We start from the raw sequence: 24,870 nt of genomic DNA on the forward strand, positions 1-24,870 counted from the left end.
CTGCTCCTCAGTTCGGATCGTAGGGTGGACCACGCTTCACCGGTCCACCGCAGCGGAGCCCGGTTCGGCACCGCCGGTGGATGCAAAGAGCGGCATCCACCCTACGCACTTGCAGCTTGTGTCTTACCTCTTAAACACCGAGATAATCGAGGATGCCTTCGGCAGCGTTGCGGCCTTCGAAGATCGCCGTCACCACCAGGTCGGAACCGCGGACCATGTCGCCGCCGGCGAAGATCTTCGGGTTGCTGGTCTGGTGCTTGAACGGGTTCTGCTCGGGTGCGACCACACGGCCCTGGCTGTCGATGCTGATGTCGAACTGCTCGAACCAGGAAGCCGGGCTCGGGCGGAAGCCGAAGGCGATCAGCACGGCTTCCGCCGGGATGATTTCCTCGGAGCCCGGGATCGGCTCGGGGCTGCGACGGCCACGGGCGTCCGGCTCGCCGAGACGGGTCTCGACCACCTTGACGCCTTCCACCTTGTCCTCGCCGACGATGGCGATGGGCTGGCGGTTGAAGAGGAATTTCACACCCTCTTCCTTGGCGTTTTTCACCTCTTTGCGCGAGCCGGGCATGTTTTCTTCGTCGCGGCGGTAGGCGCAGGTCACCGACTTCGCGCCCTGGCGGATGGAGGTGCGGTTGCAGTCCATCGCGGTGTCGCCGCCGCCGAGGACGACGACGCGCTTGCCCTTCATGTCGATGAAGTCTTCCGGCGCCTTTTCGAAACCGAGGTTGCGATTGACGTTGGCGATGAGGAAGTCGAGCGCGTCGTGCACGCCCGGCAGGTCTTCGCCCGGGAAGCCGCCCTTCATGTAGGTGTAGGTGCCCATGCCCATGAACACGGCGTCGTACTCATCCAGCAGTTGCTGCATGGTGACGTCCTTGCCGATCTCGGTGTTCAGGCGGAACTCGACGCCCATGCCGGTGAAGACTTCACGGCGGCGGCTGAGGACGGTCTTCTCCAGCTTGAATTCGGGGATGCCGAAGGTCAGCAGGCCACCGATCTCGGGGTTCTTGTCGAACACCACCGGGGTCACGCCGTTGCGCACCAGGATGTCGGCACAGCCGAGGCCGGCCGGGCCCGCACCGATGACGGCGACGCGCTTGCCGGTGGGCTTGACCTTGGACATGTCCGGGCGCCAGCCCATGGCGAAGGCGGTGTCGGTGATGTACTTCTCCACCGAGCCGATGGTGACCGCGCCGAAACCGTCGTTGAGGGTGCAGGCACCTTCGCAGAGGCGGTCCTGCGGGCACACGCGGCCGCAGACTTCCGGCAGGGTGTTGGTCTGGTGGGACAGTTCGGCGGCGGCCAGGATATTGCCTTCCGAAACCAGCTTCAGCCAGTTCGGAATGAAGTTGTGCACCGGGCACTTCCACTCGCAATAGGGGTTGCCGCAACCGAGGCAACGGTGCGCCTGGTCAGCCGCTTGCTGCGGCTTAAACAGGTCATGGATCTCGACGAATTCGCGCTTGCGCTGACGCAGCAGCTTCTTCTTCGGATCCTTGCGCCCGACCTCGATGAACTGGAAGTCGTTGTTCAGACGTTCAGTCATTTGAAAAACCTCTTAACAGCAGCGGCAAACTACAAGTTGCAAGCTGCAAGACTCATCACGGTTAGCCGGCGGGCCCGGCGTGCATCACGCTCGGGCTCGCGGCTTGGGCTGCTTGTTATTGCGGGTTGGCTCGGGTGCTGGAGAGCAGCGACGCCAGGTTCGCGGCCTTGGGCTTGACCAGCCAGAACTTGCGCAGGTAGTCGTCCAGGTTCTCCAGCAGGTGGGCACCCCACTCGCTTTCGGTTTCCTTGACGTACTCGGCCAGCACGCTTTGCAGGTGGCTGCGGTAAGCCTCCATCGCCTCGTTGCTGATGCGCTGGATTTCCACCAGTTCGTGGTTGACCCGGTCGACGAAGCTGTTGTCCAGGTCGAGCACGTAGGCGAAGCCGCCGGTCATGCCCGAGCCGAAGTTGTAGCCGGTCTTGCCGAGGACGCAGACGAAGCCGCCGGTCATGTATTCGCAGCAGTGGTCGCCGGTGCCTTCCACGACGGTGTGGGCGCCGGAGTTGCGCACGGCGAAACGCTCACCTGCGGTGCCCGCGGCGAACAGCTTGCCGCCGGTGGCGCCGTACAGGCAGGTGTTGCCGATGATGGCCGACTCCTGGGTCTTGAACGGGCTGCCCTTGGGCGGGGTGATGACCAGCTTGCCGCCGGTCATGCCCTTGCCGACGTAGTCGTTGGCGTCGCCTTCGAGGTACAGGTTCAGGCCACCAGCGTTCCACACGCCGAAGCTCTGGCCCGCCGTACCCTTGAAGCGGAAGGTGATCGGCGCCTTGGCCATGCCCTGGTTGCCGTGCACACGGGCGATTTCGCCGGAGACACGGGCACCGATGGAACGGTCGCAGTTGCAGATATCCAGGGCGAATTCGGCGCCGCTCTTGGCGTCGATGGCAGCCTTGGCCATCTCGACCATCTTCTCGGCCAGCAGGCCCTGGTCGAACGGCGGGTTCTTCTCGACTTCACAGAACTGCGGCTTGTCGGCCGGGACCTTGTCGCTGCCCAGCAGCGGGGACAGGTCCAGGTGGCCTTGCTTCTCGGTCTCGCCGGGGAGCATTTCCAGCAGGTCGGTACGACCGATCAGCGCGCCCAGGCTCGGTACACCGAGCTTGGCCAGCCACTCGCGGGTGTCTTCGGCGACGTAGGTGAAGTAGTTGGTGACCATCTCGACGGTGCCGATGAAGTGGTCCTTGCGCAGCTTGTCGTTCTGGGTGGCGACGCCGGTGGCGCAGTTGTTCAGGTGGCAGATGCGCAGGTACTTGCAGCCCAGGGCGACCATCGGGCCGGTGCCGAAGCCGAAGCTCTCGGCGCCGAGGATGGCGGCCTTGATCACGTCGAGGCCGGTCTTCAGGCCACCGTCGGTCTGTACTCGGACCTTGCCGCGCAGGTCGTTGCCGCGCAGGGTCTGGTGGGTTTCGGCGAGGCCGAGCTCCCAGGGGCTGCCGGCGTACTTGATGGAGCTCAGCGGCGATGCGCCGGTGCCGCCGTCGTAGCCGGAGATGGTGATCAGGTCGGCATAGGCCTTGGCCACGCCGGCGGCGATGGTGCCGACACCGGCTTCCGCCACCAGCTTCACCGAGACCAGCGCCTTGGGGTTGACCTGCTTGAGGTCGAAGATCAGCTGCGACAGGTCTTCGATGGAGTAGATGTCGTGGTGCGGCGGTGGCGAGATCAGGGTCACGCCGGGGACCGCATAGCGCAGCTTGGCGATCAAGCCGTTGACCTTACCGCCAGGCAGCTGGCCACCTTCGCCGGGCTTGGCACCCTGGGCGACCTTGATCTGCAGCACTTCGGCGTTGACCAGGTACTCGGGGTGACGCCGAAGCGGCCGGTGGCGACCTGCTTGATCTTGGAGCTGCGCACGGTGCCGTAGCGCGCCGGGTCTTCACCGCCCTCACCGGAGTTGGAGCGGCCACCGAGGCGGTTCATGGCCTCGGCCAGGGCCTCGTGGGCTTCCGGAGACAGGGCGCCGAGGGAGATGCCGGCCGCGTCGAAGCGCTTGAAGATGGCGTCCAGCGGCTCGACCTGGTCCAGGGGCAGCGGCTGCTCGGCGAGTTTCACCTTGAGCAGGTCGCGCAGCATCGACACCGGGCGGTTGTCCACCAGGGCGGCGTATTCCTTGTACTTCTCGTAGTTGCCCTGCTGCACGGCGGCCTGCAGGGTGTTCACCACGTCGGGGTTGTAGGCGTGGTATTCGCCGCCGTAGACGAACTTCAACAGGCCGCCCTGCTGGATCGGCTTGCGGTTGTTCCAGGCCTCATTGGCGAGCAGCTTCTGCTCGGCCTCGATGTCGACGAAGCGCGCACCCTTGATGCGGCTGGCGACGCCACGGTAGCTGAGCTCGACCACTTCCTCGGACAGGCCGACTGCTTCGAACAGCTGTGCACCGCGGTAGGAGGCGATGGTGGAGATGCCCATCTTCGAGAGGATCTTCAGCAGGCCCTTGGAGATGCCCTTGCGGTAGTGCTTGAAGACTTCGTAGAGATCGCCCAGGACTTCGCCGGTGCGGATCAGGTCGGCCAGCACTTCGTAGGCCAGGTAGGGGTAGACGGCGGAAGCGCCGAAGCCCACCAGGACGGCGAAGTGGTGCGGGTCACGCGCGGTGGCGGTCTCGACCAGGATGTTGCAGTCGCAACGCAGGCCTTTCTCGGTCAGGCGGTGGTGCACCGCGCCAACGGCCAGGGAGGCATGGGCCGGGAGCTTGCCGGGGGCGATGTGGCGGTCGGTGAGGACCAGCAGCACCTTGCCGGAGCGCACGGCTTCTTCGGCCTGGTCGGCGATGTTGCGCACGGCGGCTTCGAGGCCGACGGACTCGTCGTAGTTGAGGTCGATGACCTGGCGCTCGAAGCCTTCGCGGTCGAGGCTCATCAGCGCACGCCACTTGGCGGGGGAGATCACCGGGCTGCTGAGGATCACGCGGGTGGCGTGCTCGCGGGACTCGGAGAAGATGTTGCGCTCGGCGCCCAGGCAGATTTCCAGGGACATCACGATGGCTTCGCGCAGCGGGTCGATCGGCGGGTTGGTGACCTGCGCGAACTGCTGGCGGAAGTAGTCGTAGGTGGAGCGCACACGACGCGAGAGCACGGCCATCGGGGTGTCGTCGCCCATGGAGCCGACGGCTTCCTGACCCTGCTCACCGAGCGGGCGCAGGACCTGATCACGCTCCTCGAAGGTGACCTGGTACATCTTCATGTACTGCTTCAGCTGGTCACTGTCGTAGCTGGCCACGCCATGGTCGTCGTCGAGCTTGGCCTGGATGCGCACGGCGCTCTGGCGCAGCCACTGCTTGTAGGGGTGGCGCGACTTGAGGCGGTTGTCGATGTCGTCGGTGGTCAGGACCTGGCCGGTCTCGGTGTCCACGGCGAGGATCTGGCCCGGGCCGACGCGGCCCTTGGCGATCACGTCTTCAGGCTTGTAGTCCCAGACGCCGATCTCGGACGCCAGGGTGATGTAGCCGTTGCTGGTGGTGACCCAGCGGGCCGGGCGCAGGCCGTTGCGGTCGAGCAGGCAGACGGCGTGGCGGCCGTCGGTCAGCACGACGCCGGCGGGGCCGTCCCAGGGCTCCATGTGCATGGAGTTGTATTCGTAGAAGGCACGCAGGTCGGCGTCCATGGTCTCGACGTTCTGCCAGGCCGGCGGAATGATCATGCGCAGGCCGCGGAACAGGTCGATGCCGCCGGTGACCATCAGCTCGAGCATGTTGTCCATGCTGGAGGAGTCGGAACCGACGCGGTTGACCAGCGGGCCCAGCTCGTCGATGTCGGGCAACTGGTCGTTGGCGAACTTGGTGCGACGGGCCAGGGCCCAGTTGCGGTTGCCGGTGATGGTGTTGATCTCGCCGTTGTGGGCGAGGAAGCGGAAGGGCTGCGCCAGCGGCCACTTCGGCAGGGTGTTGGTGGAGAAGCGCTGGTGGAAGACGCAGATGGCGGTCTGCAGGCGTTCATCACCCAGGTCCGGGTAGAACTGCTGCAGGTCGGCCGGCATCATCAGGCCTTTGTAGATGATGGTCTTGTGCGAAAAACTGCAGATGTAGTGCTCGCTGTCGTCGGCGTTGGCCACCGAGGAACGACGGCGGGCGCTGAACAGCTTGATGGCCATTTCCTGGTCGGAGAGGCCTTCACCGCCGATGAACACCTGCTCGATCTGCGGCAGGCGCTCCAGCGCCAGGCGACCGAGGACACTGGTGTCGGTAGGCACCTTGCGCCAGCCGATCAGCGTGAGGCCGGCGGCTTCGATCTCGCGGTTCATGTTGGCACGGGCGGCTTCAGCGCGGGCCTGGTCCTGGTTCAGGAAGACCATGCCAACGGCGTATTGAGCCGGCAGTTCGACCGCGAACTCGGCCTTGGCCGTGGCACGCAGGAACAGATCGGGTTTCTGGATCAGCAGGCCGCAACCGTCACCGGTCTTGCCGTCGGCGTTGATACCGCCGCGGTGGGTCATGCAGGTCAGTGCTTCGATAGCGGTTTGCAAAAGATGGTGGCTTGCCTCGCCTTGCATATGGGCGATCAAGCCGAAACCGCAGTTATCCTTGAACTCATCAGGATGGTACAGACCTGCTTTCATAGGGAACTCTCACCAGGAACTGCCTTGTTAAAAAGGCAAAATTGCTTTGTAGTTCAACCACTTACCACACGCGCAGGACTAGGCGCCAGCTTTGCGCAGGCAAAAGGGAGGTCATTGTACATATCCACCTGGCTCGTCACAAATCTTCACGACGATCCAATGAAAGTTTATGTCGCCAAACCGAAGGATTAGACCGGAAGGTCGTGCTATCGACCCTCCGGTCACGGAGGCGGGAGGGAGGGGGCGCCCGCTGTCAGCGGGCGATTTCCTGCTGGATGCTGGCGAAGCTCTTGGGCCAGGGCTTGCCGGCCTGGACCTTGGCGGGAAGGCCCTTGATCGCGGCCTGGGCGGCGTTGCGACTGGCGAAGTTGCCGTAGGTGACGACGTACAGCGGTTTACCCTGGTGGACCTTCTTGAAGTAGCGGTACTCGCCGCCGTTCTGCTGGACGAACGCCTTGGCGCTGCCTTCGGAGCTGGTGCCGAGAATCTGCACGGCATAGTGGCCGCCAGCCTGGGAGCGGTACCAACCATCACCTGCACCGGCGGATGCGGTGCCGGCGCTGGCCACGGTCGGCGCGGCAGCGGGCTTGGCTGCGGCAGGCTTCTCGACCGGCTTGGCTGGCGGGGTGGCCGCAACGGTGGGCTTGGCGGGCGCTGCCGGAACCGCAGCAGGCGCGGAGGAAGCCGTGGTCGGCGCGGTGGCGATCGGCTGGATCGGTTTGACCGCCGCTGGCTGCTGGGTGATCACCGGAGCCGGCGGCACGGCCGGAGTGGCACCCGCAACGGCGCCAACGGGCGGCGCTACCGTGGTGACGGTCGGCGGGATGGTCGCCTGGGAACCGGGCTGGGCACCGCCATCATCGAGATCATCCTGGCCAGCGGCCTGGGCCAGCGGTTCACGGATCACCGGCTGGGCCTCGCCCACCAGGGGCAACGGCAGCGGTTGCGAGGAGCCGGCGAACTCGACGGCAGGTGCACCGCCCGGTGCCGGGGCCTGGCCAGCAGGCGCTTCAGCAGTGGGTGCCGGCTGCTGCCCCATGGGCAGTTGCGCAGTGGTGGGCTGGGTGGACGCCGGGCTATCCGAGCGATTCTGCATCGCCAAGGCCGCAACCACGCCAATCGCGACGACCCCCAGTGCCAGCAGGTGCTTCTTCGGTAGTTTCAAGCTGAACCCTCCTTTGCGCGAGGCTCCCCGCTCGGCGAGCATGGCCTCGACCAACAGTTCACGAGCGGACTGATTGATGCCGCCGGGCCAACCACCGGATTGCAGATGAACGTCCTCGATCTGCTCTTCGGTCAGCAGCTCAATCCCCTGTCCGGCGCCCTCGAGCCGCTGCGCCAGATATTCGCGGGTTTCGTCCTCGCTGTAGGGCAGAAGTTCAATGGCGTGGAAACGTTCTTCGCCATCGGCCAGCAGTTCCAGGCGCGGCAGCAGGCTGGAATCAGCGAAGAGAAACACGTGCGGACGCGCTTCACTGTTACCCGCAGCCAGTGCCAGCAGATTGTCGAGGCCCGCATCGTCGAGCTCCTCGGCATCATCCACCAGCAGGTAGACCTCCTGACCGGTCAGCGCCAGCTGCCCGACCTGGGCCAGGATGGAACGCGAGTCGGTCTGCGCCACACCCAACCCCTGGGCGACCAAACGCATCAGGCCACCGGCCTCGGCTGCGCCACGGGCGGATATCACCACGCTTTGCACCGCCTGCTTGTTGGTGCTGGCGACCAGCGCCTGGCGCAGCAGGGTCTTGCCGCTGCCTTGGGGACCGGTTACCACCAGCAGCAGCTGGCTGTAGCGGGCCAGGTGATGCAGCTGCCCCAGCACCGGCTTGCGCTGGGCGGGATAGAACTTGAAGCCGGGTACCCGCGCGGCGAAGGGGTCGTGGGTGAATTGGTAGTGGGCCAGGAAGGCCTCATCGGCGTGCAGGCTGGTCATGGGACTCTTTTTACTCTCCAAGCTGGTCAGCCAGGGCGCGGTAGTCCGCGCTCAGGGTGTCGTCCAGAATATTTCGCGGGTAATCCGCCGTCACATCGGCCTCGCCGATCGCGCGCAACAGCACCAGGCGCAGCTGACCGTCGAGGACCTTCTTATCAACTGCCATGTGTTCGAGGAACTGCGCAGGCGTCATCTCCTCCGGCGGCACGATGGGCAAGCCGGCATCGCGCAGCAGGCGGATCGAACGATCACGCTCCTCTTCGCTAATCCAGCCCAGGCGCCGGGACATCTCCAGGGCCATCACCGTACCGGCCGAAACCGCCTCGCCATGCAACCAGACGCCATAGCCCATGTGGGTCTCGATGGCGTGGCCGAAGGTGTGGCCGAGGTTGAGGGTGGCACGCACGCCGGACTCGCGCTCATCGGCACCGACTACACGCGCCTTGGCGGCACAGGAGCGCTCGATGGCTTCGGTCAGGGGCTCCTGCTCCAGGTTGCGCAAGGCTGGCATGCGCTCCTCCAGCCAAGGCAGGAAGGGCTCATCGCAGATCAGGCCGTATTTGATCACTTCGGCGAGGCCGGCGGAGAGCTCGCGCGGCGCAAGCGTGCGCAGCGTCGCAGTATCGATGATCACCGCCTGGGGCTGGTAGAAGGCCCCCACCATGTTCTTGCCCAGCGGATGGTTGATACCGGTCTTGCCACCCACCGAGGAATCCACCTGGGACAACAGCGTGGTGGGCACCTGGATGAAGTCGACGCCGCGCTGGTAGCACGCCGCCGCAAAGCCAGCCATGTCGCCGATCACCCCACCACCCAGGGCAATGATGGTGGTACGACGGTCATGACGCGCGGTGAGCAGACCGTCGAAGATCAGCTGCAGGGTTTCCCAGTTCTTGAAGGCTTCGCCATCGGGCAGCACGATCGGCTGCACCTTGTAGGCGGAAAGCGCGCGGGTCAGCTGTTCGAGGTAGAGCGGGGCGACGGTCTCGTTGGTGACGATTGCCACCTGCTTGCCGGCGATGTGGGGCGCGAAAAGCTCGACCTGCGACAGCAGGCCAGCACCGATATGGATGGGATAACTACGCTCGCCAAGATCGACCTGAAGTGTCCGCATGAGGCCCCCGCTATGAAAAGGGCACTAGGATAGCGCAGTTCCGCCCCTGCTTTAACGGGGTGGCAGTGCCTGCAATCGTTCGAGTATCTCCTGCACCACCATGCGCGGCGGCCGCTCGTCGGTCTCGATGATGATGTCAGCGATTTCGCGATAAAGGGGATCACGGATAGCCATGAGGTCACGCAGCACCCGACCTGGATCGGCAGTGCGCAGCAAAGGCCGGTTGCGGTCGCGGGAAGTGCGGTCGATCTGCTGCTCCACCGAGGTGTGCAGGTAGACCACGCGACCACCGCACCTTAAAGCTTCACGGTTGGCAGGGCGCAAGACAGCACCACCGCCGGTCGCGACTACCACGCCATCAGCGAGGCAGAGCTCTTCCAGCATCGACTGCTCGCGATCGCGAAAGCCCTGCTCGCCCTCGACATCGAATATCCAGGGGATGTCCGCGCCCGTCCGCTGCTCGATTTCCTTATCGGAATCCTTGAAGGGCAGACGCAGTTCTTTGGCAAGCAAACGCCCGATGGTGCTCTTTCCAGCTCCCATCGGGCCAACGAGGATCAAATTACGCACTGATGTCAGCGACTCACCGCAATAGCCTGGTTGTTCATGATACGCGGGGTGAGGAAGACCAGCAGCTCGGATTTCTTGTCCTGGACCACATCACGCTTGAACATGCGACCTAGGAACGGCAGGTCACCGAGGAAGGGAACCTTGTCGGTCGCCTTGGTCTGGGTGTTGGAGAACACACCACCGATCACGATGGTTTCGCCATCGCTGACCAGAACCTTGGCGTTGACCTCGTTCTTGTTGATCGGCGGTACGCCATTCAGCGCGTTGGAGAAGTCCGGGGCGTCCTTGGTCACCTTGACTTCCATGATGATGCGGTTGTCAGGCGTGATCTGCGGGGTCACTTCCAGGGACAGCGCCGCTTCCTTGAAGGAGGTGGTGCTGGCACCGCTGGAGCTGGCTTCCTGATACGGAATCTCAGCGCCCTTCAGGATCTTGGCGGTTTCCTTGTCCGAGGTAACGACCTTGGGCTGGGACACGATCTCGCCGTTACCGGTCTTCTCCATGGCGGAGAGTTCGAGGTCAAGGATGGTGTTGTCGGTTACGAAGCCGATGCCGAGGGAAGAAGTGGCCCCATCCGCCCCCATATCGACGAATGTCCCCAGTGCGCCGGTAGGCGTAGTAGCAGTCGGGCGGCCTGCGCCTGCGCCACCAATGACGAAGTTATTGTCACCAACACGAGCACCTCGCCAGTTCACACCAAGCGACTTGTCGTAGTCCACGTTGGCTTCGACGATACGGGCCTCGATCATGACCTGACGAACCGGGATGTCGAGTTGCGCAACGATACGGCGCAGTTCGTCCAGCTTGTCCTGAGTCTGGTAAGCGATGATGCTGTTGGTACGATCATCCACGGTAATGGAGCCCCGATCATCAGCACCACTTGCGCTGGGATCGCCACTGGTGACCGACTGGAACAGCTTGGCAATATCAGCCGCCTTGGCATAGTTGACTTGGATGAGTTCACGGCGCAACGGAGCGAGCTCAGCAATTTGCTTCTGCGATTCCAACTCTTGGCGCTCACGTGCAGCGATCTCATCTGCCGGTGCAACCAGCAGAACATTACCAACCTTGCGCTTATCAAGGCCTTTGGTTTTCAGCACCAGATCCAGCGCCTGATCCCAAGGTACGTTCTGCAGACGCAGCGTGATATTGCCTTGAACGGTATCCGAGGCCACCAGGTTGAGGTCGGTGAAGTCGGCAATCAATTGCAGCACCGAACGCACATCGATGTCCTGGAAGTTCAGCGAGAGCTTCTCACCGGAGTAGGCAAAGCGTTCGTTCTTGCGCTTCTCGACATCATCCTGCGTCAACGGCTTGATGCTGACGGTGAGCTTGTTCTCGGTCTGATACGCCAGGTAGTCGTAATAGCCAGTGGGCTCGATGGTGATACTCGCATTCCCCGAAGAGCCAGAGGCACTGACGAATTGAACAGGGGTCGCGAAATCCTTCACATCAAGACGGACACGCAGAGACTCAGGAAGCTGGGTCTTGGAAAAGTCGAGGCGGATCTTGCCACCCTGCTCCTGAATATCCGGGCTCACAGTCGGGTCGGACAGAGTGATGACAACATTACCCTCGCCCTGATCGCCACGCTGGAAGTCGATATTGCTGATCGCCTTGCCGGCCGCCGCAAAAGTCTTGACGGGCGCAGCTGCGACAGGTGCCGCCACAGGAGCGGAACTGGCAACTTGCTGGCCGGCGACAGCTGCCTCACCGACGATGACGAAGAGGTTGTTACCCTCAACACGCGTGCTGTAAGGCACGAGTGTCGCCAGGTTGACGATCAACCGAGTACGGTCTTTCGCTTCAACGATAGTGACGCTGCGCGCGTTACCAACGCCGAGCTCACGGTTCTTGCTGCCCAGCTTGTTGGCCACTCCAGGAAGATCCAGAGCGATGCGCGCCGGCTGCTCGATGGTGTACCCCCGCGGCGCCACAATGGGCTCATCAAAGGCGAGTTTCAGCTCAACCTTGCCACCAGGCAAAGCCGCTACATCCAGGCCTTGCAGGTCAGCGGCCAGCAGTACTGGCGACAACATGGCGGCCAATAGAGAAATACCGAGGCGCGAAAGCGAGCTGTTCATTATCTGATTCCGTTGTGCAGACCGGTGTTTGTTGTTCATAAGTCACCCCGCCCTTAAGAGCGCTCCTTGAGCGTGAGACTGCGCGGACGCTCCAGCCAGCCGCCCTCTCCGTCCGGGACTATCTCGACGACATCAATCTTGGATTCGTTTATCGCGACAACCTTGCCGTCGTTGCGACCCAGGAAATCACCCACCCTGATCCGATGCACCCCTCCAGCACCTCGGACCAGAGCGAACATGCCGCCCTCATTGGAAAGCGTTCCAACCATCTCGAAAGCCTCGATATTGAAGCCTTCAAGGAATTGCTTGACCCGGGTTTCATCCGGGTGCACATCCTTGCTGCCCTTGATCTTGTTCGCCAGTTCAATTTTTACCGGAGGCTGGAAAGGGCTACGCAAAGCAGAAGCGCTATATGTAAAAGCTTCATATGGCTGAAACTTCGGCAGAGGCTCAATCGACCCATTCGGGCGCGCACGTACCTCATCCATATAGGCCTGGAGATCAGCGAAATCACCACCGCCCCCACAGCCGGAGAGACTAGCCAAAAGCAGACCACTGAGAACGAGGCGGGAGCTGGTACGAATCATTTCTGCAGCCCCTTGTCATTGTAGCGATACGTCTTCGCCAAGATGTTCATACGCAACTGCGTAGTGCTGTCGTCATTTGCAGGGACAATGCTGAAGTCGTGCAGCGTGACGATACGGGGCAAACTTGCAACACCACTAACGAAGGTCGCCAGATCGTGGTAAGTGCCCACCACTGATATCTGAATCGGCAATTCGATATAGAACTGCTGGACAGCCTCCGGCAACAACTTGATCTCCTCGAACTCAAGCCCACTTCCAAGGCCAGTACGAGTGATATCCTCCAGCAAACCAGGAACCTCGGTGTCACTAGGTAGCTGCCGGAGAAGAGCGCCAAAGGAGGTTTCCATCTCCTTCATCTGGTCCTTGTACGCCTCGAGGTTTGCAGCCTGAAACGCCTTGGTGGAAAACTGCTCTTTCAGCGTGACCTCTTCAGCTCTTTGCTGGTCGAGCTTCAACTCGAGGTCCTTAAGATGGAAGTTGTAACCCAGCGCAAGTATTGCAGCCATCAGCAGAATGCATGCAATAGCCTTTACCGCAGTGGGCCATGAGCCTACGTTATTAAAGTCAAGGTCATTGACATCAATCTTGCGCAAACTTTCAAGCGAGTTAGCCAAGCTCATTTCTTGGCTCCTTCTACTTCGGCTGCAGGTTGAGTCTGCTGAACGGTCAACTGGAAGACGTTAGCCTGGTCAACAGCACCTGCTGTAATCGCCCTGACCTCAGTCAAGTTCGGCGCAGTCAGCCACTCGGATGCATCAAGATTACGCATCAAATTGGAAACTCTGTTGTTGGACTCAGCAGCACCGACAATTGCAATACTCTGACCCTTCATCGTCACACCGCTGAAATAAACACCATCCGGCAGCGTGCGAACCAATTGATCGAACACTCGACCGATGATCGGTCGATTGCCCTGTAGGTCCTGAATGATCTTCATCCGTTCGAGCAGTTGCTGACGACGGGTCTTAAGTTCGCTGATCTCCTTGATCCGCGTATCCAGCACGGCGATTTCCTTGCGCACGAATTCGTTACGCGCCTGCTGGTTCTCGATCTCGGCGTTCAGGTACTGATCGCCAAGGAACACCAGGCCAGCCGATACCACCAGCACGCCCGCCAGGGCGACGAGGAAGCGCTGCTTGCGCTCCTCGCGTAACTGCTCCCGCCAGGGAAGTAGGTTGATGCGTGCCATCAGTCGAAACTCCTCATCGCCAGTCCGCAGGCAATCATCAGCGCCGGGGCATCACTGGCCAATGCACCCGCATTGACCTTGCCGCTCAGCGCCATCTCCGCGAAGGGGTTGGCAACCTGGGTAGGAGTGCCGATCTTCTGCTGGATCAGCCGATCCAGATCAGGAATGGACGCAGTACCGCCCGCCAGGAGGATGTAGTCGACATCGTTGAACTGACCCGCAGCGAAGAAGAACTGCAGCGAGCGAGACACCTGCTGGACCACTGCATCCTTGAACGGCTGCAACACTTCGCTGTCGTAGTCATCCGGAAGACCGCCCTGCTTCTTGGCAAGACCAGCCTCTTCCACGGAAAGGCCATAGCGGCGCTGAATCTCCTCGGTGAGCTGACGCCCACCGAAAAGCTGCTCGCGGCTGTAAATGGTCCGCCCGTTATGCAGAACGCTCAGCGTCGTCATGGTCGCGCCGATATCCACCACTGCGACGGTCAGCTCGTCATGGCCGCTGCCCAGTTGCGCAGCGAGCAGCCCATAGGCACGTTCCAACGCATAGGCTTCGACGTCGACGACCTTGGCGGTCAGACCCGCCAGTGCCAGCGCCGCCTCACGGACCTCGACGTTCTCCTTGCGGCATGCCGCAAGCAGCACATCAACCCGCTCGGAGTTGCGCGAAGACACACCCTGCACCTCGAAGTCGATGGCGACTTCTTCGAGCGGGTAAGGGATGTACTGGTCCGCCTCGATCTTCAGCTGGTTTTCCAACTCGTCGTCGGAAAGACCGGCATCCATCTCGATGGTCTTGGTGATTACAGCGGAGCCCGCCACGGCAACAGCCACGGACTTGGAGCTGGCTTTCGCCTTGCTCAGAACACGGGACAACGCCTGGCCGACCCCCTCCAGTTCGGCGATGTTCTTTTCGACCACAGCATTCGGTGGGAGCGGCTCGACGGCGTAGGCCTCTACCTTGTAGCGGCTTCCCGAGCGACTCAATTCAAGGAGCTTGACTGAGGTCGAGCTTATGTCGATCCCCAGCAGCGTATTCGCTTTCTTGTTGAAGAGCCCTAGCACGACCGATTTCCTATCAGCATCCGAGACTTACGGACGATTTATGTTTTTCCACATTAAATAACAGTCTTGACAGAAGCGCAAATGGCGACCCAGGAAAAAAAACGCTTATAATGTGAACAGTTTTTCCCTTTTAAGATCTGCTTCCGCTTAACTCATTCTTTTATCTGGAAATCCAAGAGCCTTGATACGCCTGCTGAAGTTTTTCTGGTGGTCCTGCGTCGCCGTTTTTTGTGGGCTGTTGCTCAGTTTCAGCGGCGCTTACCTCTACCTTAGCCCGACTCTTCCTTCTGTCGATTCCCTACGCAGCATCCAGCTGCAGATCCCGCTGCGCGTGTACAGCAGCGACGGCAAGCTGATCGCCGAATTCGGCGAGATGCGCCGTGCGCCCATCCGTTTCGCGGACATACCACCGGAATTCATCCAGGCATTGTTGGCTGCCGAGGATGACAACTTCGCCAACCATTATGGCGTCGACCTCACCAGCCTGGTGCGCGCTGCCACGCAATTATTGAAAAGTGGTCATATCCAGAGCGGCGGCAGCACCATCACCATGCAGGTGGCGAAGAACTATTTCCTCACCAGCGAGAGAAGTTTCTCCAGAAAGATCAATGAAATACTTCTCGCCCTGCAGATAGAACGGGAGCTCAGCAAGGATGAAATCCTCGAGCTCTACGTAAACAAGATCTACCTCGGCAACCGCGCCTACGGTATCGAAGCTGCCGCCCAGGTGTACTACGGCAAATCGATCCGTGATGTCAGCCTGGCGCAGATGGCGATGATCGCCGGCCTGCCCAAGGCCCCCTCGCGCTTCAACCCGCTCGTCAACCCTGTACGCAGCAAGGAGCGTCGCGACTGGATCCTTGGCCGCATGCTCAAGCTCGGCCGCATCGACCAGGCACGCTACGACCAGGCGATAGCAGAGCCGATCGACGCCAGTTACCACGTACCGACGCCGGAAGTGAACGCGCCCTATGTTGCCGAAATGGCCCGCGCCGAGATGGTCGGCCGCTTCGGCAGCGAGGCTTATACCGAAGGCTTCCGCGTCACCACCACCGTACCGAGCGACCTGCAGGAAGCGGCCAACAGCGCACTGCGCGGCGGGCTGATGGAGTACGACCAGCGCCACGGCTATCGTGGCCCGGAATCGCGCTTCCCCGGCATGACCCGCGAAAGCTGGACGCAGGAACTGGTCAAGCAGCGAACCATTGGCGGCCTGGAGCCGGCGATCGTCAGCCAGGTGGAGAAAAGCGGCCTCCTCGTGCTCACCCGTGGCGGCAAGGAAGAAACCGTCGGCTGGGACAGCATGAAATGGGCCCGCCCCTTCCTCAACACCAACAGCCTTGGCCCACGCCCCCAGCAACCGGCCGATGTCGTCCAGGTCGGTGACCTGATCCGCGTCCAGCGCCAGGCAGATGGCAACCTGCTCTTCGTCCAGCAGCCGGCCGCTCAGAGCGCACTGGTTTCCCTCGACCCGGAGAACGGTGCAATCCGCTCCCTGGTCGGCGGCTTCTCCTTCGAGCAGAGCAACTACAACCGCGCGGTCCAGGCCAAGCGCCAGCCCGGATCCAGCTTCAAGCCGTTCCTCTACAGCGCCGCCCTGGATAACGGCTTCACCGCCGCCAGCCTGGTCAACGACGCCCCCATCGTCTTCGTCGACGAGTACCTGGACAAGGTCTGGCGCCCGAAGAACGACAACAACACCTTCCTCGGCCCGATCCGCCTGCGCGAGGCGCTCTACAAGTCACGCAATCTGGTATCGATCCGCCTGTTGCAAGCCGTGGGCATCGAATACGCGCTGAACTACATCAGCCGCTTCGGCTTCAACAAACAGGAACTGCCCCGCAACCTGTCCCTGGCCCTGGGCACCGCCACGCTGACGCCCATGGAGATCGCCAGCGGCTGGAGCACCTTCGCCAACGGCGGTTACAAGATCCAGCCCTACCTGATCGATCGCATCGAAAGCCGCGACGGCAAGGTGATCTTCACGGCCAACCCGCCTTCCGTGCCGAAAGACGACGCGCCAGACACCGAGGTCGCCCAGACGGTCGCGGCACCGGATAGCCGCCTGCCGAGCGTCGAGCATCAGGAGCCGGCGGTAGCCGAGCGCATCGTCGACGCGCGCACCACCTACATCCTCAACAGCATGCTGCAGGACGTGATCAAGCGCGGCACCGGCAGACGCGCACTGTCCATGGGTCGTGGCGACATCGCCGGCAAGACCGGCACCACCAACGAATCCAAGGACAGCTGGTTCTCCGGCTACAACGCCGATTACGTCACCACCGTCTGGGTCGGCTTCGACCAACCGGAAAGCCTCGGTCGCCACGAGTACGGCGGCACCGTTGCCCTGCCCATCTGGATGACCTACATGAGCGCGGCCCTGAAGGACAAACCGGAGCACGTGCTGCCCGAGCCCGAAGGCATACTCACCCTGCGCATCGACCCCCTGAGCGGCCGCGCCGCCGCGCCAGGTGCACCCAACGCCTTCTTCGAACTGTTCAAGAGCGAGGACTCACCGCCGCCGATGAGCGAGTTCGACCCAGGCATGAGCGCCCCGGGCAGCCCACTGCCCGCAGACGAAGCAGCACCCATCGATCTGTTCTGATCACGGGTGTCAACCAAAAGCCCGTCTCCATGACGGGCTTTTTGCTTCACCCCAGAACGAAATAGCAGCCAATAAAAAACCCGCCGTAAGGCGGGTTTTTTCATCGACTGACGGATCAACCGTTGAACACGTCATCCACCGACTTCAGCGGATAGTGTTTCGGGTAGGGCAGGGTCGCCACGCCGGACTCGATGGCAGCCTTGGCCACGGCATCGGAAACGATGGTGATCAGGCGCTTGTCCATGGGCTTCGGAATGATGTACTCACGGCCGAACTCCAGGGAGTCCACGCCGTAGGCATCACACACATCCTTGGGCACCGGCAGCTTGGCCAGGTCACGCAGGGCCAGTGCGGCGGCGATCTTCATCTCTTCGTTGATGCGGGTGGCGCGAACGTCCAGGGCACCACGGAAGATGAAGGGGAAGCCCAACACGTTGTTGACCTGGTTCGGGTAGTCGGAACGACCGGTCGCCATGATCACATCGTTACGGGTCGCGTGGGCCAGCTCCGGCTGGATCTCCGGATCCGGGTTGGAGCAGGCGAAGACGATCGGGTTCGGCGCCATGCGCTTGAGGTCTTCGGCGCTCAGCAGGTTGGCACCCGACAGGCCGACGAACACATCCGCACCCTCCAGCGCGTCCGAGAGGGTGCGCTTGGGCGTTTCATGGGCGAAGACCGCCTTGTACTGGTTCAGATCGTCGCGGCTGGCATGGATCACGCCCTTGCGGTCGATCATGAAGATGTTTTCGACTTTGGCACCCATGCTCACCAGCAGCTTCATGCAGGAGATGGCTGCAGCGCCCGCGCCGAGGCAAACGATCTTGGCTTCCGGCAGGCTCTTCCCGGAGATTTCCAGAGCGTTGAGCATGCCGGCAGCGGTCACGATCGCGGTGCCGTGCTGGTCATCGTGGAAGACCGGGATGTCGCACTGCTCGATCAGGGTGCGCTCGATCTCGAAGCACTCGGGCGCCTTGATGTCTTCGAGGTTGATGCCGCCGAAGGTGATGGAGATGCGCTTGACGGTGTCGATGAAGGCCTGGGGGCTCTCGGCGTCGACTTCGATGTCGAACACGTCGACACCGGCGAAGCGCTTGAACAGCACGCCTTTACCTTCCATGACCGGCTTGGAGGCCAGCGGGCCGAGGTTACCCAGACCGAGGATCGCGGTGCCGTCGGAGATCACTGCCACCAGGTTGCCCTTGCCGGTGTACTTGAAGGCCAGCTCCGGATCGCGGGCGATCTCGCGGACGGGCTCGGCCACACCCGGGCTGTAGGCCAGCGACAGGTCGCGGGCGGTGGCGGTCGGCTTGGTCAGCTCGACGCTGAGTTTCCCGGGACGGGGCTGGGCGTGGTACTCGAGAGCGGCAGTTTTCAGATCAGACATTTTGGCATTCCGCTTTTACTGTTGTGACAGACGGACGGGCGAGGATACGCAAGATACCGGGGGGCGACAAGACTGTTCAGTCACGCTGCGTCAAGCCCTCTAACGTACGACTTTAAGCCAATCCCCCGCTTTCGGCTCGCCGATTGGATACAAATTATTCATCAATCGGATACGATTTTCCAGCTCGACGGGATCCCCCGGCAAACCAGCGCCGCGAGCCATGCTCCTGATGGTTTCACCGGCCTTCACCTGCACCAGATGCAGCCGCAGGGGCTGGGCCAGGTTCTTCTCTTCGGGCTTGAGCGAGCGGAAGCTGTGGATGACGGAAAGGAAGTTCGCATCCTCCGTTTCCAGGGAGGCCCTTCCTCTCATCCCAGCGATAAAGAGATACGCCTGATCCCCTTTGAAGACGACAGCCACACGTCGGGCGGAATCGCCGGGAATAACCGCCGTCACGCCTATCACGCCATCCTTGCTGAACGTCTCCTCCATCACCAGGCGCTGGCGGCCCGCGCGCTTGTGCAGCAGCTCCGCAGGCGTCAGCCCCGGGGTGCGCTCCGCCAACTGCATGGCGATGAAGGCCTGCTGGTCGGCGGTGTGACCGATCAGCGCATCCGACCTGTTGATCAGCCCCCAGCCATCCGGGTAGCGCAGCGCGAAATCCAGGCCGACGTGATAGAACTGCTGCCCGCGCTGGATGCCCGACTCAGTGGAGTCACCGAAGGGCAAGCCCTCGATGGCCTTCAGGTAGGCATCGCGGTTCACCTCCTGCTGCCCACCGGCCAGGGCGCGAGCCGGCCCGACCACCTGCTGCAGGCGCGTGTCGTTATCCGGGTGGGTATCGAAAACGCCGTGGTAGCTGCCCGACTCGGGTACTTCCTGCCCCTTGCGCTTGGCCTCGTCGCGGGCGAACTCCTCCTGGTTCTTCAGCACCTTGACCACCTCGATCATCGCCTGGGGGTCGTAGCCGCTGCGGGCCAGGTACTGTGCGCCAAGGCCATCGGCCTGCAGCTCCATGTCACGGCCGTACCCCCGGACCATCGCGCCGCCCAGCACATTGGTCAGGTCGCCCGCCGCACTGACGCCGGTGCCGATGGCCACCGCCTGGCCAAGGATGTTCCAGGCCTGGGACTGGCTCTGCTGCTGCACGCTGTGGCGCGCCGTCACGTGGCCCACCTCGTGGGCCAGCACCGCCGCCAGCTCCGCCTCGGAGTTCAGGTAGGCCATCAGGCCGCGATGTATATAGATGTAGCCGCCCGGCAGGGCGAAGGCGTTGATGTCCGGCGAGTCGACCACGGTGAAGATGTAATTGAGGTTGGCGCGATGGCTGTGCTTCGCCACGCGCTCGCCCACCCGCTGCACATAAGCCTGCAGCCGATCATCGGCGTAGCGCGGGTATTCCTTCTGGATCTGCTGGTTGTAGCGGCTGCCGAGGTCGAGTTCCTGGCTTTCGCTCATCATCACGAAATTGCGTTCACCGGTAGCCGGGTTGACGGCGCAGCCGGTGAGGAGGGAGAGCAGTAGGCAGAGCAGCAGAATAGGCAAAGCGGGCATGGATCACCTCGGCGACCGCTCGCGCAACCACTGCGTCCTGCGGGGCTATGCGGTTTTTACGCTGCAGCCGGGGGCCGGTCAATCACCGCCCTTGCGCAGGGGCGGGCGAACACCGGAAACGAAAAAGGCGCCCATCGGGCGCCTTTCTCTGTACAGCTGGAAGGCTTCATCGAAGCCTTCCCGGCTATTCGGTCGCTTATTTGGCGCCGAATACACCGAAACGCTGCTTGAAGCGATCGATACGGCCGCCGGTGTCCAGGACTTTCTGCTTACCGGTGTAGAACGGGTGGCACTCGGAGCAAACGTCGAGGCTAATGTTCTTGCCCAGGGTAGAGCGGGTCTTGATGACGTTACCGCAGCTGCAGGTAGCTTCGATCGCTACGTATTCGGGATGGATTTCCGGTTTCATGGCTTGATCCTCAGGTCTGGCGTGCCGCCACCCGACCCTATGTCGAGCACCGCACGGAAACAGGCGCGAGATGATACCAGAGCTTCGCCATCACGCAAGTCGGCCGCCACGCCTGGCGACGTGCGGCCGTGCTAGGATCGCCGCGCCCATTCGGAGACCCCCGTGCCCAACGCCATCCTGCGCCTTGCCCTGCCCTCGCCCCTGCGCCGCCTGTTCGACTACCGCGCGCCCGCTGGCGTATCGGCCCGGCAGTTGCAGCCCGGCGTGCGCCTGCGCGTGCCCTTCGGCCGTCGCGAGGTAATCGGCGTCCTGGTGGAAGTGGCCGAGCACAGCGATGTTCCCGAAGACAAACTGCGCCCGGCCCTGGAACTGCTCGACCAGAAGCCGCCGCTGCCCGCCGAGCTGTTCAAGCTCTGCCTGTGGACCGCCCAGTACTACCAGCACAGCCTCGGCGACACCCTCAGTTGGGCGCTGCCCGTGCTGCTGCGCCAGGGCGAGCCGGCCGAAGCGCGCCAGGAGCGCTTCTGGCATGTCAGCGAAGGCGCCCGCGCCGACGACCCGCGCCTGGCCCGGGCACCGCGCCAGCGCCAGGCGTTGACCACCCTCGCCCAGCACCCCCACGGCGTCGCCCACCAGTTGCTTGGCCAATTGCAACTGAACAAGGACAGCCTCGACCTGCTGCAGGAAAAGGGCCTGGTCTACATCGAGACACGCCGCAGCACCGCCGCGCCGCGCCACGAGCACTGGCTGGCCCAGGCCGAGCTGCCGCTCAACGCCGAACAACGCGCCGCCTACGACGCCGTGTATTCCACGTTCGGCCAGTTCAATGCTTTTCTCCTCGCTGGCGTCACCGGCAGCGGCAAGACCGAGGTCTACCTGCAATTGATCCGGGAAACCCTCGCTGCCGGCAAGCAGGCACTGGTGCTGATCCCCGAGATCAACCTCGGCCCGCAGACGCTGGAGCGCTTCTCCCGCCGCTTCAACGCACGCATCGCCCTGCTGCACTCGGCGGTCAACGACCGCGAGCGCCTCGATGCCTGGCTGGCGGCCCGCGACGGCGAGGCCGACATCATCATCGGCACCCGCTCGGCACTGTTCACGCCGATGAAGAACCCCGGCCTGATCATCATCGACGAGGAGCACGACGCCTCCTACAAGCAACAGGAAGGCCTGCGCTACCACGCCCGCGACCTGGCCCTGGTACGCGCACGCCAGGACAACATCCCCATCCTCCTCGGCTCCGCCACGCCTTCCCTGGAAAGCCTGCAGAACGCCCACGCCGGCCGCTACGGCCTGCTGCGCCTGACCCAGCGCGCCGGCGGCGCCCGCCAGCCACGCTTCCTGCGCCTGGACATCAAGAGCCGGCCGCTGGACTCGGGCCTCTCCGGGCCGCTGCAACAAGCCATCGAGCAGACCCTCAAGGCCGGCCAGCAGGTGCTGGTGTTCCTCAACCGCCGCGGCTTCGCCCCGACCCTGCTGTGCCATGACTGCGGCTGGATCAGCCAATGCCCGCGTTGCGATGCCCGGATGACCCTGCACCAGCGCTCCGGCGAACTGCGCTGCCACCACTGCGGCCACACCCAGCGCCAGCCCCGCGCCTGCCCGGACTGCGCCAAGGTCGACCTGCGCCCCGTCGGCGCCGGCACCGAGCGGGCGGAAGAGCGCCTGAACATCCTCTTCCCGGACGTCCCCGTGCTGCGCATCGACCGCGACAGCACCGCGCGCAAGGACGCCATGAACAAACTCTTCGCCACCATCAACAAGGGGGAACCCTGCATCCTCGTGGGCACCCAGATGCTCGCCAAGGGGCATCACTTCCCCCGCGTCACCCTGGTGGCGATCCTCGATGCCGACGGCGGGCTGTTCTCCGCCGACTTCCGCGCCAGCGAGCGCATGGCCCAGCTCATCGTCCAGGTGGCCGGCCGTGCCGGGCGTGCGGAAGAGCCGGGCCGGGTGATCATCCAGACCCACCTCGCCGACCACCCGCTGCTGGTGCAACTCACGGAGGAGGGCTACTTCGCCTTCGCCGAGCAGGCCCTGTCCGAGCGTCGTGCCGCCGGCCTGCCGCCCTTCGCCCACCTGGCGCTGCTGCGTGCCGAAGCGCACAAGCCCGGGCAGGCCGAGGAATTTCTCGATGCCGCCTGCGCCGAAGCGGAACATTTGCTCGCCGAACAGGGTCTGTCCGGCATCGAGTTGCTCGGCCCGGTGCCCGCCCCCATGGAGCGCCGTGCCGGCAAGCACCGTGCACAGTTGCTGGTCCAGGCCAATGCCCGCGCCACCCTGCACCGCCTGCTGACGCCCTGGAGCCTGGCCCTGGAGCAGTTGCCTGGCGGGCGCAGCGTGCGCTGGTCACTGGATATCGACCCGATCGATCTTTTCTAGCGGCAGGTCGCGTTCCAGGGCCGCCGCCAAGGGCTTCCCACATGCGGCTTGGCGCTTGCCGCTTGAAGCTGCGGGCTCCGCGCACCGATAATGCCCAGTTTTCAACCAGCGCCCAGGCGCCGCCGTACCCCGGCCGAGAGCAGAACATGAAAGACACCATTCGCCAGCTGATCCAGCAAGCCCTGACCCGTCTCGCCAGCGAAGGCGTGCTGCCCGAGGGCCTCAGCCCGGCCATCCAGGTGGAAAACACCAAGGACAGGACCCACGGCGACTTCGCCAGCAACATCGCCATGATGCTGGCCAAGCCGGCCGGCCTGAAGCCGCGCGACCTGGCCGAGAAACTCATCGCCGCCCTGCCCCAGGACGACCAGGTGAGCAAGGTGGAGATCGCCGGCCCCGGCTTCCTCAACTTCTTCCAGAACACCCAGGCCCTGGCCCAGCGCCTGGACGCCGCCCTGGCCGACGCCCACCTGAATGTGCGCAAGGCCGGCCCGGCCCAGCGCGTGGTCGTCGACCTCTCCGCGCCGAACCTGGCCAAGGAGATGCACGTCGGCCACCTGCGTTCCACCATCATCGGTGACGGCGTGGCGCGCGTGCTGGAGTTCCTCGGCGACGAGGTGATCCGCCAGAACCACGTGGGCGACTGGGGCACCCAGTTCGGCATGCTGCTGGCCTTCATGCAGGAACAGCCGGTGGGCAGCGATGCCGAGCTGGCCGACCTGGAAGGCTTCTACCGCGCCGCCAAGAAGCGCTTCGACGAGTCCAGCGAGTTCGCCGATCGCGCCCGCGAGCTGGTGGTCAAGCTGCAGGCCGGCGACGACGAGTGCCTGCGCCTGTGGAACCGCTTCAACGACATTTCCCTGAGCCACTGCCAGGCCGTCTACGACCGCCTGGGAGTGAAGCTCACCATGGCCGACGTCAAGGGCGAGAGCGCCTACAATGATGACCTGGCCAATGTGGTCGCCGACCTGCGCACCAAGGGCCTGCTCACCGAGAGCGACGGCGCCCTCTGCGTGTTCATGGACGAGTTCAAGAACGCCGAAGGCGACCCGCTGCCGCTGATCGTGCAGAAGGCCGGCGGCGGTTACCTCTACGCCACCACCGACCTGGCCGCCACCCGCTATCGCAGCGGCGTGCTCAAGGCCGACCGCGCCCTGTACTTCGTCGACCAGCGCCAGGCCCTGCACTTCCAGATGGTCTTCGCCGCCGCGCGACTGGCCGGCTTCGTACGCCCCGACTTCGAAATGGAACACATGGGCTTCGGCACCATGAACGGCGCCGACGGCAAGCCCTTCAAGACCCGCGACGGCGGCACCGTGAAGCTGATCGACCTGCTCAACGAAGCCGAAGAGCGCGCCTACGCCCTGGTCAAGGAAAAGAACCCGGAGCTGAACGAGGCCGAGCTGCGCCAGATCGGCCAGGCCGTCGGCATCGGCGCCGTGAAGTACGCCGACCTCTCCAAACACCGCACCAGCGACTACAGCTTCAACTTCGAGCAGATGCTGAGCTTCGAGGGCAACACCGCGCCCTACCTGCTCTACGCCTACACCCGTACCGCCAGCGTGTTCCGCAAGCTGGGCAAGGGCATCGACGAGATCGGCGGGCAGATCATCCTCGCCGCCGAACAGGAGCAGGCCCTGGCCGGCAAGCTGGCGCAATTCGCCGACACCCTCAACAACGTCGCCGCCAAGGGTGTGCCGCACATCCTCTGCACCTACCTCTACGACCTGGCCGGCCTGTTCTCCAGCTTCTACGAGAACTGCCCGATCCTCGCCGCCGAGGAAGCAGCCACCCAGCAAAGCCGCCTGCGCCTCGCTGCGCTGACCGGCCGCACCCTCAAACAGGGCCTGGAGCTGCTCGGCCTGCAACCCCTGGAACGCATGTAA

The 24,870-nt window shown here is 63.3% G+C and carries 15 protein-coding genes and 1 pseudogene; 3 read left to right on the forward strand and 13 right to left on the reverse strand.

Annotated elements, in window-relative coordinates:
• Window positions 1-130 precede the first annotated feature (130 nt).
• The 10 genes and pseudogenes from PSm6_RS07800 to PSm6_RS07845 form a co-directional block, all read right to left on the reverse strand.
• A complete protein-coding gene (locus PSm6_RS07800; RefSeq protein ID WP_021221336.1) occupies window positions 131-1,549 on the reverse strand; it encodes a glutamate synthase small subunit GltD family protein in 1,419 nt (472 codons plus the stop codon).
• Window positions 1,550-1,664: 115 nt separating this feature from the next.
• Window positions 1,665-6,109 (reverse strand): annotated as a pseudogene (gene gltB / locus PSm6_RS07805) (glutamate synthase large subunit).
• A gap of 253 nt (window positions 6,110-6,362) precedes the next feature.
• Entirely contained in the window at window positions 6,363-8,042 is a 1,680-nt protein-coding gene (locus PSm6_RS07810) for an SPOR domain-containing protein (protein WP_265169986.1), read from the reverse strand.
• A gap of 10 nt (window positions 8,043-8,052) precedes the next feature.
• The gene (gene aroB / locus PSm6_RS07815; RefSeq protein ID WP_265169987.1) at window positions 8,053-9,156 is read right to left on the reverse strand and encodes a 3-dehydroquinate synthase; all 1,104 of its coding nucleotides are present in this window, start codon (window positions 9,154-9,156) and stop codon (window positions 8,053-8,055) included.
• 51 nt (window positions 9,157-9,207) lie between these two features.
• A complete protein-coding gene (aroK, locus tag PSm6_RS07820) occupies window positions 9,208-9,726 on the reverse strand; it encodes a shikimate kinase AroK (protein ID WP_265169988.1) in 519 nt (172 codons plus the stop codon).
• Window positions 9,727-9,731: 5 nt separating this feature from the next.
• Window positions 9,732-11,810, reverse strand: a complete 2,079-nt coding sequence (locus tag PSm6_RS07825) for a type IV pilus secretin PilQ (RefSeq protein ID WP_265169989.1) — start codon at window positions 11,808-11,810, stop codon at window positions 9,732-9,734.
• A gap of 53 nt (window positions 11,811-11,863) precedes the next feature.
• Complete coding sequence (gene pilP / locus PSm6_RS07830; RefSeq protein ID WP_265169990.1) at window positions 11,864-12,397, reverse strand: type 4a pilus biogenesis lipoprotein PilP; 534 nt, start codon at window positions 12,395-12,397, stop codon at window positions 11,864-11,866.
• Window positions 12,394-13,017 (reverse strand): type 4a pilus biogenesis protein PilO, encoded by a 624-nt coding sequence (pilO, locus tag PSm6_RS07835; protein ID WP_265169992.1) that lies wholly within the window; start codon window positions 13,015-13,017, stop codon window positions 12,394-12,396. Before pilO ends, pilP begins: the two co-directional genes overlap by 4 nt.
• Window positions 13,014-13,586 carry a type 4a pilus biogenesis protein PilN gene (gene pilN / locus PSm6_RS07840; RefSeq protein WP_265169993.1) on the reverse strand — a complete coding sequence of 191 codons (573 nt, stop codon included), beginning with the start codon at window positions 13,584-13,586 and terminating at the stop codon, window positions 13,014-13,016. Before pilN ends, pilO begins: the two co-directional genes overlap by 4 nt.
• Window positions 13,586-14,650: a pilus assembly protein PilM gene (locus tag PSm6_RS07845; protein ID WP_021221345.1), complete on the reverse strand. Its 1,065-nt coding sequence runs from the start codon at window positions 14,648-14,650 to the stop codon at window positions 13,586-13,588. The genes pilN and PSm6_RS07845 overlap by 1 nt, the downstream gene beginning before the upstream one ends.
• 184 nt (window positions 14,651-14,834) lie before the next feature.
• Here PSm6_RS07845 and PSm6_RS07850 point away from each other — a divergent pair, with 184 nt between their 5' ends.
• Window positions 14,835-17,255 carry a penicillin-binding protein 1A gene (locus tag PSm6_RS07850; protein WP_162164735.1) on the forward strand — a complete coding sequence of 807 codons (2,421 nt, stop codon included), beginning with the start codon at window positions 14,835-14,837 and terminating at the stop codon, window positions 17,253-17,255.
• Window positions 17,256-17,370: 115 nt separating this feature from the next.
• On the opposite strand, the gene PSm6_RS07855 is transcribed toward PSm6_RS07850, so the two are convergent.
• The 3 genes from PSm6_RS07855 to rpmE form a co-directional block, all read right to left on the reverse strand.
• Complete coding sequence (locus PSm6_RS07855) at window positions 17,371-18,639, reverse strand: malic enzyme-like NAD(P)-binding protein (RefSeq protein WP_021221347.1); 1,269 nt, start codon at window positions 18,637-18,639, stop codon at window positions 17,371-17,373.
• Between the two features lie 99 nt (window positions 18,640-18,738).
• The gene (locus PSm6_RS07860) at window positions 18,739-20,193 is read right to left on the reverse strand and encodes a M48 family metalloprotease (RefSeq protein WP_265169995.1); all 1,455 of its coding nucleotides are present in this window, start codon (window positions 20,191-20,193) and stop codon (window positions 18,739-18,741) included.
• A gap of 196 nt (window positions 20,194-20,389) precedes the next feature.
• Window positions 20,390-20,602 carry a 50S ribosomal protein L31 gene (rpmE, locus tag PSm6_RS07865; protein WP_003453200.1) on the reverse strand — a complete coding sequence of 71 codons (213 nt, stop codon included), beginning with the start codon at window positions 20,600-20,602 and terminating at the stop codon, window positions 20,390-20,392.
• A gap of 162 nt (window positions 20,603-20,764) precedes the next feature.
• Here rpmE and PSm6_RS07870 point away from each other — a divergent pair, with 162 nt between their 5' ends.
• Together PSm6_RS07870 and argS are read left to right on the forward strand one after the other, a co-directional pair.
• Window positions 20,765-22,984: a primosomal protein N' gene (locus PSm6_RS07870; RefSeq protein ID WP_021221349.1), complete on the forward strand. Its 2,220-nt coding sequence runs from the start codon at window positions 20,765-20,767 to the stop codon at window positions 22,982-22,984.
• Between the two features lie 146 nt (window positions 22,985-23,130).
• The gene (argS, locus tag PSm6_RS07875) at window positions 23,131-24,870 is read left to right on the forward strand and encodes an arginine--tRNA ligase (protein ID WP_043245824.1); all 1,740 of its coding nucleotides are present in this window, start codon (window positions 23,131-23,133) and stop codon (window positions 24,868-24,870) included.

Source organism: Pseudomonas solani (genome assembly GCF_026072635.1).
In the GTDB taxonomy this organism is placed as follows: domain Bacteria; phylum Pseudomonadota; class Gammaproteobacteria; order Pseudomonadales; family Pseudomonadaceae; genus Metapseudomonas; species Metapseudomonas solani.